Origin of the sequence: Bradyrhizobium sp. YCK136, from assembly GCF_044570075.1 — a bacterium.
GTDB classification, from domain to species: Bacteria; Pseudomonadota; Alphaproteobacteria; order Rhizobiales; family Xanthobacteraceae; genus Bradyrhizobium; species Bradyrhizobium diazoefficiens.
The window spans coordinates 6,554,200-6,566,315 of record NZ_CP172424.1 but is presented as its reverse complement, the minus strand read 5'-3'; the positions used below and the strand labels follow the sequence as shown (position 1 = coordinate 6,566,315).

General features: G+C 66.2%; 11 protein-coding genes and 1 pseudogene. 5 read left to right on the top strand and 7 right to left on the bottom strand.

Annotation, left to right across the window (positions count from 1 at the left end):
- Positions 1–44: 44 nt before the first annotated feature.
- Positions 45–458: a Zn-ribbon domain-containing OB-fold protein gene (locus tag ACFLEY_RS31680; protein ID WP_028172362.1), complete on the bottom strand. Its 414-nt coding sequence runs from the start codon at positions 456–458 to the stop codon at positions 45–47.
- A 179-nt stretch (positions 459–637) separates the two neighbouring features.
- Between ACFLEY_RS31680 and ACFLEY_RS31675 the strand changes: the two genes are divergently transcribed.
- The 5 genes from ACFLEY_RS31675 (at position 638) to ACFLEY_RS31655 (ending at position 5,659) form a co-directional block, all read left to right on the top strand.
- Positions 638–1,987 carry an amidase gene (locus tag ACFLEY_RS31675; RefSeq protein WP_060911116.1) on the top strand — a complete coding sequence of 450 codons (1,350 nt, stop codon included), beginning with the start codon at positions 638–640 and terminating at the stop codon, positions 1,985–1,987.
- Entirely contained in the window at positions 1,980–2,666 is a 687-nt protein-coding gene (locus ACFLEY_RS31670) for a DUF2848 domain-containing protein (protein WP_060911117.1), read from the top strand. The genes ACFLEY_RS31675 and ACFLEY_RS31670 overlap by 8 nt, the downstream gene beginning before the upstream one ends.
- A 282-nt stretch (positions 2,667–2,948) precedes the next feature.
- Entirely contained in the window at positions 2,949–3,695 is a 747-nt protein-coding gene (locus ACFLEY_RS31665; protein ID WP_060911118.1) for a 2OG-Fe(II) oxygenase, read from the top strand.
- Positions 3,696–3,704: 9 nt separating this feature from the next.
- A complete protein-coding gene (gene alkB, locus ACFLEY_RS31660; RefSeq protein ID WP_060911119.1) occupies positions 3,705–4,358 on the top strand; it encodes a DNA oxidative demethylase AlkB in 654 nt (217 codons plus the stop codon).
- Positions 4,359–4,414: 56 nt separating this feature from the next.
- A complete protein-coding gene (locus ACFLEY_RS31655) occupies positions 4,415–5,659 on the top strand; it encodes an MFS transporter (protein ID WP_060911120.1) in 1,245 nt (414 codons plus the stop codon).
- On the opposite strand, the gene ACFLEY_RS31650 is transcribed toward ACFLEY_RS31655, so the two are convergent.
- The 6 genes and pseudogenes from ACFLEY_RS31650 to hpaH form a co-directional block, all read right to left on the bottom strand.
- Positions 5,637–7,262 (bottom strand): thiamine pyrophosphate-dependent enzyme, encoded by a 1,626-nt coding sequence (locus tag ACFLEY_RS31650; RefSeq protein WP_060911121.1) that lies wholly within the window; start codon positions 7,260–7,262, stop codon positions 5,637–5,639. The genes ACFLEY_RS31655 and ACFLEY_RS31650 overlap by 23 nt on opposite strands.
- 25 nt (positions 7,263–7,287) lie before the next feature.
- Positions 7,288–8,154 (bottom strand): annotated as a pseudogene (locus tag ACFLEY_RS31645) (fumarylacetoacetate hydrolase family protein); the annotation flags it as partial.
- Between the two features lie 6 nt (positions 8,155–8,160).
- Positions 8,161–9,144 carry a 3,4-dihydroxyphenylacetate 2,3-dioxygenase gene (hpaD, locus tag ACFLEY_RS31640; RefSeq protein ID WP_011085751.1) on the bottom strand — a complete coding sequence of 328 codons (984 nt, stop codon included), beginning with the start codon at positions 9,142–9,144 and terminating at the stop codon, positions 8,161–8,163.
- Positions 9,145–9,270: 126 nt separating this feature from the next.
- Positions 9,271–10,809, bottom strand: a complete 1,539-nt coding sequence (hpaE, locus tag ACFLEY_RS31635) for a 5-carboxymethyl-2-hydroxymuconate semialdehyde dehydrogenase (protein WP_060911123.1) — start codon at positions 10,807–10,809, stop codon at positions 9,271–9,273.
- The gene (locus ACFLEY_RS31630; protein ID WP_011085753.1) at positions 10,802–11,200 is read right to left on the bottom strand and encodes a 5-carboxymethyl-2-hydroxymuconate Delta-isomerase; all 399 of its coding nucleotides are present in this window, start codon (positions 11,198–11,200) and stop codon (positions 10,802–10,804) included. Before ACFLEY_RS31630 ends, hpaE begins: the two co-directional genes overlap by 8 nt.
- Before the next feature lie 31 nt (positions 11,201–11,231).
- Positions 11,232–12,038, bottom strand: a complete 807-nt coding sequence (gene hpaH / locus ACFLEY_RS31625; protein ID WP_060911124.1) for a 2-oxo-hept-4-ene-1,7-dioate hydratase — start codon at positions 12,036–12,038, stop codon at positions 11,232–11,234.
- Positions 12,039–12,116: the final 78 nt, after the last annotated feature.

Sequence of the window (12,116 nt, the reverse complement as noted above, 5' to 3'; positions counted from 1 at the left end):
GTCTCGGCCGCGCCGACGACGGCGACCTGGTTGCTGCGCATGGCTTACCCCTTCGCCGGACGGAAGACGGGAAGGGTGATCTTGTCGTCGAGCTCCTGGAAGGCGACCTCGAGCTTCATGTCGAGTTCGAGCGCTTCCGGGGTCTGCGGGCAGTCGATGATGTTGCTCATCATCCGCGGTCCCTCGGCAAGCTCCACCACGGCGATCGCATAAGGCGGCGTGAAGCCGGGCGCGGCGGGACGGTGGTTGATCACGTAGCTGTAGAGGAAACCCTTGCCGCTCGCCTTGAAGATGCTGACCTTGCGCGAGGCGCAGGACGGGCAGAACGGGCGCGGCGGGAAGTAGACATGTGCGCAGGCGTCGCAGCGCTGCAGGCGCAGTTCGCCCGCTTTCGTGCCGTCCCAGAAATGCTGGGTCTCCGGCGTCGGTTTCGGTCGCGCGCGCTGCGGTTCGGCCATGTCGGCGGGTCCTCCCGGGCGGCAGGCCTTTGTGCCTGCCTGCTTCGACCTTGATGCGACAATCGACCATGGCGCGTCAACGGTCCAGCAATGCGCATGCATGCCATCATGCGCACAATGCTTGTGTCGAACTGAAGCAGCGCTATAGATTGCGCGCGCAAATATTCCGTGAGACAGACATGCCCGATTTTCCGACACTGGCGAAGCTCGCCGACGACCTCGAAAGCGGCCGCACCACCTCCCGCAAGCTGGTCGAGGCCTGTCTCGCCAGGATCGCCGACCCCGCCGGCGAGGGCCAGCGCACCTTCATCCACGTCGACAAGGACGCCGCGCTCGCGGCGGCGGATGCGATGGACGCCTTGCGCAAGGTCAAGGCCGCACCGTCGCGCTATGCCGGCATCCCGATCTCGATCAAGGACCTCTTCGACATCAAGGGCCAGGTGACGCGCGCCGGCTCCCGCGCGCTCGACGATTCCCCGGCGGCCGAGCACGACGCCGCGACGGTCGAGCGGCTGCGCAAGGCCGGCTTCGTCCTGATCGGCCGCACCAACATGACCGAGTTCGCCTATTCCGGCATCGGCATCAATCCGCATTACGGCACGCCGAAGGGCGCCTGGAACCGGGCCGAGGGCCACGTGCCAGGCGGCTCGTCCTCGGGCGCGGCGGTCTCCGTGCTCGACGGCATGGCGCATGGCGCGCTCGGCACCGACACCGGCGGCTCCTGCCGGATTCCGGCCGCCTTCAACGGCATCGTCGGCTACAAGCCGACGCAGCGTCGCGTGCCGCTCGACGGTGCGGTGCCGCTGTCGGTCTCGCTCGACAGCATCGGGCCGCTGGCGCGATCGGTCAGCTGCTGTGCCATACTCGACGCCGTGCTCGCGAACGAGCCGGTCGTCGCGCTGAGGCCGCGCCCGGTGAAGGGCATGCGGCTGGCGGTGCCGACCACGATTGCGCTCGACGACCTCGACAAGGCTGTGGCCGAGACGTTCGAGCGCGCGCTGAAAACGCTGGCCGATCACGGCGCCATCATCGATCGCATCGAGATGGCCGAATTCCACGATATCGGCCCGATGAACGCCAAGGGCGGCTTTGCCGCGTCCGAGAGCTACGCCTGGCACCGCTATCTCATCACGACCAAGGGGGACGTCTATGATCCCCGCGTCTCCGTGCGCATCATGCGCGGCGAGGCGCAGAGCGCGGCGGATTACATCGATCTTCTCAACGAGCGCCGCTCGCTGATCGCCCGCGTCAATGCGCACATCGCCCCCTATGACGCCTTGGTGCTGCCGACCACCGCCAACACCCCGCCGAAGATTGCCGACCTTGCCGACGACAAGGCGTTCACCACCCAGAACCTGCGCGCGCTGCGCAACTGCACCCTGATCAACATGATCGACGGCTGCGCCATCTCGCTGCCCGCACATCGCGAGGGCGACGTTCCCGTCGGCCTGATGCTGGCGGGTGCGGGCGGATCGGACCGCCGTATCTTTGAACTTGCTGCCGGCATGGAGGCCGTAATTCGTGTTTGACCTGACTTTCACCGTCGATGCCCAGGACGCCACCACGCCGCTGACGCTGGCGATCGACCAGATGGTCATCGCCGGCTGGACCGGCCGCGATCCCGTCGCGCGCGACAAGCACATCGCCGAGCTGCAAGAGATGGGCATCGCCCCGCCGGCCTCGACCCCGATCTACTACCGCGCCTCGGCGCGGAGGCTGACCATGGAAGACCGCATCGAGTGCTGCGGCGGCGACTCGTCCGGCGAGGTCGAGTTCGTGCTGATCGGCTGGCAGGGCCGCATCTTCGTCGGCTGCGGCTCCGATCACACCGACCGCAAGGTCGAGGCCTACAACGTCACAGTCTCCAAGCAGATGTGCGACAAGCCGATTGCGTCAGTGCTGTGGGAGCTCGAGGAGGTCATCGGCCACTGGGACAGGATGATTTTGCGTTCCTACGCCACGATCAAGGGCGAGCGCGTGCTCTACCAGGAGGGCACGCTCGACGCGATGCTCCCCGTCGCCGACCTGATCGCGCGCGGCTTCGACGGCACCAGGTTCCCCGACGGCTGCGCCATGTTCGGCGGCACGTTTGCGGCCAAAGGTGGCATCCGCCCCGCCGACCGGTTCGACTTCGAGCTGGAAGACCCCGTGCTGAAGCGGACGATCAGGCATGGGTACGACGTGGTGACGTTGCCGGTGAGGGGCTGAGGCTCTCCACCGTCATTGCGAGGAGCCCTTGCGACGAAGCAATCCAGACTGGTTCCCCGGTGGGATTCTGGATTGCTTCGCTGTGCTCGCAATGACGGGGAGGCAGTCGGAAATCGGGTGGTTACGGTCGTCAGGACTTGCGACACGACCTCCGTCATTCCGGGGCGCGACGACGTCGCGAGCCCGGAATCCATTCATCCGCAGTCTCTGCGGCTTGATGGATTCCGGGCTCGCACCCAAGAGGGCGCGCCCCGGAATGACGGAGACTGGATAGGATGAGCCATGGGCGTCGCCAAACGTATTGCCGCAACTGAATCCGGAACTGACGTTGCCTCCCAGGTCGATGCCCTCGACTGGCCCCGGATCACCGGAGAACTCGATATCCAGGGCTGCGCCGTCCTCAAGGGCCTGTTGACGCCGGACCAATGCCGCGCCATCGCCGCGCTCTATCCCGATGACGCGCACTTCCGCAGCCGCATCGTCATGGGCCGCCACGGCTTTGGCCGCGGCGAGTACAAGTACTTCTCCTATCCGCTGCCTGATCTCATCGCGCAGCTGCGCCCGGCGCTCTATGCGCACCTGCAAGGCGTCGCCAATCGCTGGAACGAAGCGATGGGGATCGACATTCGCTACCCCGCCGCGCACGCGGCGTTCCTGAAGCGTTGCCACGAGGCGGGGCAGGCGCGGCCGACGCCGCTGCTGCTGCAATACGAGGCGGGCGACTACAACTGCCTGCACCAGGACCTCTATTGCGAGCACGTGTTCCCGCTCCAGGTCGCGATCCTGCGCTCCGAGCCCGGACGCGACTTCACCGGCGGCGAGTTCGTGCTGACCGAGCAGCGCCCGCGCATGCAGTCCCGCGCCGAGGTGGTCCCGCTGGCGCAGGGCGATGCGGTCGCCTTCGCTGTGCATCACCGCCCGGTGCAGGGGACACGCGGCACCTATCGGGTTAACCTCCGCCATGGCGTCAGCCGTATCAGGTCCGGCCAACGCCATACGCTGGGTGTGATCTTTCATGATGCCAAATGAGCGCAGGCGTTGACGTCGGATTTGTTTGATAGCGTTGCCGAGGCGCAGCCCTCGCGCGAGGAGATCGCCGACGGCGCCGTCTTGCTGCGCGGCTTCGTCAGGCCGATCGAGAGTGAGCTGATTGCCGCCGTGCGCGCCGTCGTGGCGCAATCGCCATTCCGGCGGATGACCACGCCCGGCGGCTATCAGATGTCGGTGGCGATGACCAATTGCGGTGAGCGCGGCTGGATCACCGATCACACCGGCTATCGCTACGACCCGATCGATCCGCGAACCGGCGCGCCATGGCCGGCGATGCCGCTGGTGTTCCGCGATCTCGCCCGCCGCGCGGCGGAGCAGGGTGGTTTTGACGGCTTTTCGCCCCAGGCCTGTCTCGTCAATCGTTACGAGCCGGGCACGCGGCTGTCGCTGCATCAGGACAAGGACGAGCTGGATTTCGCCGCGCCGATCGTCTCGGTTTCGCTCGGGTTGCCCGCGACCTTCCTGTTCGGCGGCATGGCGCGCAGCGACAAGCCGCGCCGTTTCCGGCTCGTCCATGGCGACGTCGTGGTCTGGGGCGGGGCTAGCCGGCTCGCCTATCACGGCGTGGCGCCGCTCGCCGACGGCGAGCACGCGCTGCTCGGACGGCAGCGCATCAATCTGACCTTCCGCAAGGTGCTCTGAAGCATTTCCTTAGGGCCAGTCTGTCGTCTAAGCTTCGGCGAGGGGGAGGCGGCGACATGACCACTGCACAGGTCTCGACTGGCGCGAGCGCAAACGCGGCTCGCACGGGACTTTATCTCGCCGTGCTGCAATTGGTGTTCACACTGGGCTGGACGACCTACGTCGTCTACCTGCCAAGGCTCGCGGCGGATGTCGGCCTCGCGCCGGCGGTCGTGATTTTCATCCTGATGCTGGACCAGGCCATCTTCACCATCGCCGATACCGCGATGGGGATTGCGGCCGACAGGATCGCGCCCGTCGTCGGGCGGCTCGGCCTGTTCGTCGGCGTGCTCGCGGCGATCTCGTGCGCGGCCTTCGTCGCGCTGCCTTTCGTGGCCGGGGTCGGCGCGGGTGCGCAGGTAGGGTTGATCGCGCTGATCGTGGTCTGGTCGGTCACGTCGTCGGCCCTGCGCGCGCCGCCGCTGACCTTGCTCGGCAAGTACCGCGCCAGGCCGCAGGTGCCGTTTCTCGCGGCGCTGGCCATGCTGGGCTATGGCCTCGCCGGCGCCGTCTCGCCCTATCTCGGCGTGATGCTGCGCGAGCACGACGCGCGGCTGCCCTTCGTGATCTCCGGCGCGGTGCTGCTGCTGACGGCGCTCGGGCTGTCGCGGATCGAGTACGATGTGGCGCGCGACACCTCGCCGCCGACGCCGGCCGAGGCGGCCAAGCCGCTTGGCCTGGTGCCGATCGCCTTCATCGTCGCGATGGTGGCGCTCGCGCTCGGCTATCAATTGCACTTCGCCATGAACAGCGCGCCGTTCTATCTGCGGTTCGCCAAGCCGGACGAGCTGCAATGGCTGATGCCGGTGTTCTGGATCGGCTTCAACATCGCGATGTTTCCGGCGAGCCTCGTCGTCAAGCACCGTGGCGGCCTGATTGTGATGGGCGCCGCCGGATTGCTTGGAGCGGTCGCGATCGCGGCGGCGAAGCTTGCCGGCAGCCTCAACACGCTGATCGCCGCGCAGTTTCTCGCCGGCGCGGCCTGGGGCTGCATGCTGATGAGCGCGATCTCGGCCGCGCTGGCGATCGGCTCGACCGGTGCGGAGGGGAAGGTCACCGGCCTCGTGTTCTCGGCGCTGGCGCTCGGCACCTTCGCGCGGATGGCGGCGGTCGCCGGCGGCTTGCAGAAAATGCCCGAGTACGCGCCGCTGCTGCACTGGGCCCCGGTCGCCTGCTGGTCGGTCGCAGGCGCGGGCCTGTTGGTGATCGCGGCGGCGCGACTTCAGGGCGCGCCCGGCCTCAAGGCTTCGGCGGGTGGATGAACGCCCACGGGCTGATTTCGGAGTCCCGCGTCACCTCGACCGAGATCAGATACGGCCCGCCGTGGCTAAGCGCCTTCTCCATCGCCGCCTTGAACTGGTCCGGTGCGGTGACGCGCGCCGCCGCCACGCCAAAGGATTCCGCGAGCTTGACGAAATCCGGGTTGACCAGATCCGACGCCACCACGCGGCCGTCGAAGCGCTCGCGCTGGTCGCGACGGACATTGCCATAGGCGTTGTTGTTGAACACCAGTGTCACCACGCCGATGTTGAACTGCACGGCGGTGGCAAGTTCCTGCACGCCGAACATGAAGCCGCCGTCGCCGGTGATCGCCACCACCGGCTTGTCCGGGTTCGCCACCTTGGCGCCGAGCGCGGTCGGAAAGCCCGAGCCGAGCGTGCCCTGGTAGCCTGACGTGATGAAGGTGCGCGGCTCGTAGATCGGGAAGCCGTACCAGGAGGCGAAGCCGACTTGCGACAATTCATCGGTGACGATCGCGTTCGCCGGCAGCACCTCGCGCAGGATGTTGAGATACGCCATCTGCGGCTGGATGCGCTGAATTTCCTGCTGCGCCGCTGCGGTGGCCTCGCGGATCGCGCCGCGGCGGCCGGTGGTCTTGCTGTAGCCCGCCTTGCTGACGGCGGCGGCGAGATCGGCGGTCGCCGCCTTGGCATCGGCGACGATGGCGGTGTCCGAGATGAAGCGCCGCATCTCGACCGGATCGATGTCGATGCGGATGCTCTTCAACCCGTCGGGGCGGTAGGGCCAGCGCGACATGGTCGGCAGCTCCAGCCGCGAGCCGATGCCGATCATGAGGTCGGTGTTCGGCCACAGCTTGTAGGCGGCGGCCATGGTGAGGCCGAGCTCGTGCGCATTGGAGACGATGCCGCGGCCGCTGCGGAACGCGACCACGGGCGCGTCGATCATCTCGGCGAGCTCGAGGATCTCCTCGCCTGCGTCGATCGCGCCGCTGCCGACGAAGATCATCGGCGCTTTGCTCGCCTTGATCAGTGCGGCCGCCTGCTTGATCATATCGGGGTCGGGAAGCGGTGCGGGCAGGGGCTCCAGCACCTGCGCCGCAGCCGTGTCCGCGCGCTGGGTGAAGATATCCCAGGGCATTTCAACCGAGGCGGGCCCGCGCCGTCCCGATGCCATCTCCTGGAAGGCGCGCGCCACGGTGGTTGGCGCGTTGCCGGGCGCTTCGATCCGGTCGGCCCATTTCACATAGGTGCGCAGGGTCGCGAGTTGGTCCGGCATTTCGTGCAGATGGCCGCGGCCTTTGCCCAAAAACTGCGTCGGCACCTGGCCGGTGACGCATAGCACCGGCTCGTTGCAGCCGTATGCGGTGAGCAGCGCCGCGCTGGCGTTGAGCACGCCGGGGCCGGGCACCACGCTGAACACGCCGGGCCTGCCGCTGGAGCGCGCATAACCGAACGCCATGTAGCCGCAGGCCTGCTCGTGCCGCGCGCCGATCACCTTGAGCTGCGCCTGGTGGAAGGCGTCGAACAGGCCATAGATTTGCGCGCCGGGCAGGCCGAACACGGTATCGACGCCATGGGCAACAAGGCCACTTACGATCGCTTCGCCGCCGGTGAGGGTGGTCATTCTGCTATTCCATTTCAATCGTTGGTCAGGCTTCGTCGACGACGCCGTTCCGCAGGCGCCCGATGCCCTCGGCTTCGATCTCGATCACATCGCCGGGCTTCAGGTATCGCGGCGGATCGAACCGCGCACCGGCGCCGGTCGGAGTGCCCGTGACGATGACATCGCCGGGAACGAGCGTTGCGAAGGTCGAGATATAGCTGATGAGATAGCGGAACGGAAACATCAGCCGGCTGGTACGGTCGTCCTGCCGCAGCTCGCCGTTGACATGTGTGGTGAGCCTGATGTCGGCGATCTGCGATTCCCGCATGTAAGGCACCAGCCACGGGCCGAGGCTGCCGCTGGAATCGAAATTCTTGCCCTGCGTGACGTTGAACTTGGCGTGGCGCAGCCAGTCGCGCACCGAGCCTTCGTTGCAGAGCGTGAGGGCGGCGATGTGGTCGAGCGCGGTGCTTTCCGGAATGTGCCGGCCGGCCTTGCCGATGACGAGCACGATCTCGCCTTCATAGTCGAGCTGCGCGGAGGCGCGCGGACGGACCAGCGGCGTATCATGGCCCACGAACGAGCGGGGCGAGCGCATGAACATGCTCGGATATTTCGGCGCGTCCTGGCCGTCCTTGTACTCGGCATTGCGGTCGGGATAGTTGACGCCGATGCAGATGATCTTTTCCGGCGCAGGCACCGGCGGCAGCCAGGTGATCTCGCCGAGCGCGTGAACCGGCGTGCGGCCCGCGGCTTCCTCAGCAAGGCTGACGAGCTTTCCGGCGGCGATCACCTCGCGCAGCGTCGGATAATCCTTGGCGTAGCGCGCGGAGAGATCGACGATGCCGCCCTCGAGGACGGCGCCGTACCTGGGTTCACCCTTGACGGAATAGGTGGCGAGGCGAGGGAGCTTCCTCGCTTAATCCGCCACCAGCACGTCGGCGACGAATTTCGGCTCGCGCACGGTCTGGCCCGTGAAGGGTGAGCCTTGCTCGAACCAGGAGCGCGGGGCAGGTGCGCCCCACAACGTTTGGCGGCGCGGATCGCGCAGCGACCAGCGCAGCGGCTCATGGTCGTGATCCCCGGTGAAATAGTCGCTGGTGTAGAGCTCGAGGCGGTGTCCGTCAGGGTCGCGGACGTAGAGGAAGAACGCATTCGAGATGCCGTGGCGTCCGGGGCCGCGCTCGATGTTCTTGACGAAGCCCGAGGAGGCCATGACATCGCAGAGATGGATGATGTTCATCGCCGTCGGCGTCCAATAGGCGAAGTGATGCAGCCGCGGGCCCTTGCCGTTGGTGATGGCGAAGTCGTGGACATTGCCTTTGCGGTGCATCCAGGCGGCGGCGATGCGCCCGTTCGGCCCGTCCTCCTCGGCATATTCGGTGAGGCGGAAGCCAAGCCGCGCATAGAAGTCCACGGTGTCCTGCACCTCGGCGGCGAAGACGTTGAAATGGTCGAGCCGCTGCGGGTGGCAGCCCCGGTAGAGGTCGTAGCGGCGAAGCAGATGCGGCCGCTTGTCCATCGCCGCATAGAGCTCGATCTGGAAGCCGAAGGGATCGGTGAATTGCAGCGTGCGGCCCTGGAAGGGCTGGTCGGCGAAGGCGTAGGCGAGGCTGTTCTCGGAGAGGAACGCGGCGGCCTTGTCGAGGTCTTTGTCGTTGCCGACCTTGAAGCCGAGCCGGGCGCAGGCGGGAGCCGCCGCCTTGCGCAGCACCAGCGAGTGATGCTGATGCTCCTCGGCCGCGCGCAAATACACGACCTTGTCGTCGGCATCCTCGACATGCAGGCCGACGGTGGTCTCGTAGAACGCGCGGCTGAGCTTCAGATCGGTCACGTCGAGCACGACGTGGCTCGAACGGATGATGTTGAAGGGCGGCTCGAAGATATGTTGCGGTACCGGCATTGGCGTTTCCCCTCGGTCCTGTCATTGCGGGGCGGCTCGCAGAGCCGAACCCGGAATCCATCGCGCAGCAGAGTTGGTGGATGAATGGATTCCGGGCTCGCTTCGCGCCCCGGAATGACCGTTTCCCTAAATTCCCAGTTTCTGAATCTTATGCGTGCCCCGCGCCAGCGAGACGTGCTTGGTTTCCATGTAGAAGTCGAACGAATAGTCGCCGCCGTCGCGGCCAATGCCTGAGGCCTTCATGCCGCCGAACGGCGTCGGCAGATGGCGGACGTTTTCCGAGTTCAGCCAGATCATGCCGGCCTCCAGCGCGTCGGCGACGCGCAATGCGCGGCCGACGTCGTTGGTCCAGACATAGCCGGTCAGGCCGTAGCGAATATCGTTGGCGACCTCGATCGCATCGGCTTCGTCCTTGAAGGGCAGCACGGTGAGGAAGGGGCCGAACACCTCTTCCTGCGCGACGCGCATCTTGCCATGCGCGCCAGTGACCAGCGTCGGCTCGACATAATGTCCGCCGCCGGGTCCGTCATAGGCCTTGCCGCCGACCGCAATGGTCGCGCCGTCCTGGCGCGCGACGTCGAAATAAGAACAGACCTTTGCGAGGTGCCGCTCGTGGATCAGCGGTCCGATCTCGGTTGAGGGGTCGAGGGGATGGCCGACCTTCAGCGCCTTCACGCGCGCGGTCAGCTTCTCCACGAACTTCTCCGCGATGCTTTGCTGAATCAGCAGCCGGCTTGACGAGGTGCAGCGCTCGCCGTTGAGCGAGTAGATCATGAATACGACGGCGTCGAGCGCGCGGTCGAGATCGGCGTCGTCGAACACGATCACCGGGTTCTTGCCGCCGAGCTCGAAATGCACGCGCTTCAGGGTCGGTGCGCCCTGAACCATGATCGCCGAGCCCGTCGCGCTCTCGCCGACGAAGCCGATCGCCTTGATGGCGGGATGCTCGGTCAGCGCCTTGCCGGCCTCTTCACCGAAGCCGTGGACGGTGTTGAGCACGCCGTCGGGCACACCGGCTTCCTTGACAAGTCTTGCGAGAATGGCGGCCGTCACCGGCGACCACTCCGCCGGCTTGTGCACGACGGTGCAGCCGGCGGCCAGCGCAGGGGCGATCTTCCAGGTCGAGAGCATGAACGGCGTGTTCCACGGCGTGATCACGCCGACCGGGCCGATCGGCACGCGGGTCGAGACGTTCCAGTGCTCATCGCTCGGCATGTTCTGGCCGTCGCGGGCTTCAGCGCATTTGTCGGCGAAGAAGCGAAAATTCTCAGCGGCGCGGATCGCGGCCTTGGCCATGAAGCGATAGGCCTGCCCGGTGTCGATGCATTCCAGCACGGCGATGTCGTCGGCATTGTCCTCGATGGCATCAGCCACGCGATGCAGCAGCTTCTTCCGCATCGCGGGCCCCATCTCGCGCCACGACTTGAAGGCGAGCGCTGCGGCGGTTGCCGCGCGATCGATATCCTCGGCATTGCCGCGCGCAACGCTCGCGAGCACAGCGCCATCGACCGGCGACTTGGTCTCGAAGGTCTCGCCTGAAATCGAGGGGACGATCTTGCCGTCGATCATGTGGCCGATGCCGTCGGCGCGCAGCGTCTTCAAGAGCGGCGCGACGCGGTCGCGGTTGGCCTGGAACACATCGGCTTTCGGCGTGGGCTTATCCATGGGTGGCCTCCACTTTCAGGGCGTCGTGGATGTTGTTGCGCTTCCAGCTGGTGTCCTTGTCGTTGATCTGCATATCGAACGAGAGGGCGAACTTGCTGGCGGCGAAGACGGGATCGAGATGCCGCGAGAGGGCCTGGAAGACGTGCTCGCCGGCTGTCTTGCGGGTGGGGAGGTCGCGGCCCTCACCGATGCGCAGCACCATGTCGAGAAAGCCGTAGTCCTGCCTGCTATCCGCGATCGCATAATGCTCACACCTGACAGCGCGGACGCGGATGCCCCCGAGCGGGAAGATGCCGGTCTCCACCGCCGCCTTGCGCACCACTTCGCAGACCGCGCCGATGTCGAGGCGGCCGTCGAGATTGGCCGAATACTCGATCGTGAAATGCGGCATGGCGGTTTCACTCCCTGTCTTTTTTGTTCGCCTAGGCGAAGTAGCAGCTCGCCGAGCCGTAGGCGCCATAATCGGCCTGAATTGTGTCGCCCTTGCGGGTCTCGATCGGGCGGATGAAGGAGCCGGCGAGCACCACCTGGCCGGGCTCAAGCGCAAGGCCGAGCGGCGCGATCTTATTGGCAAGCCAGGCCACGGCGGTGGCGGGATGATTGAGCACGCCCGCGGCAAGGCCGGTCTCTTCCAACTGGCCGTTCTTGAAACACAGCGCGCCGATCCAGCGCAGATCGGCCTCAAGCGGGCGGATCGGCCGGCCGCCAAGCACGATGCCGGCATTCGCCGCATTGTCGGCGATGGTGTCGAAGATTTTTCGCGTGGCTTTGGTCTTGGGATCAACGCGCTCGATCCGCGTGTCCAGGATCTCCAGCGCCGGCACCACGAAGTCGGTGGCGTTGAGCACGTCGAACATCGTGCAGTCGGGGCCGGCGAGGCGCTTGCTCATGACGAAGGCGAGCTCGGCCTCGACACGCGTCGCGATGAAGCGCTCGGTCGGAATGATCCCGCCATCGGCGAAGAACATGTCGTCGAGAAGCACGCCGGAATCCGGCTCGTCGATGTTGAGCGCGCTCTGCATCGCCTTCGAGGTCAGGCCGATCTTGTGGCCCTTGACGAGGCGCCCCTCGGCGATCTTGACGTCGACCCAGGCCTTCTGAATCGCGTAGGCGTCAGCGATGGTGATGCCAGGGAAATCCTGCGAGAGCTGCCGGATCTGCGTACGGGTCTTCTCCGCCTGGTGCAGACGTCTCGCGCAAGCTCGGATATCGTCGTTGGAAAGCGCCATCTGTGATCTGACAAATCGTGGTGCGGGGAGATACTTAACATGTTAAGTGAATGCGTCAAACAGAATCTGGCCGTGCTG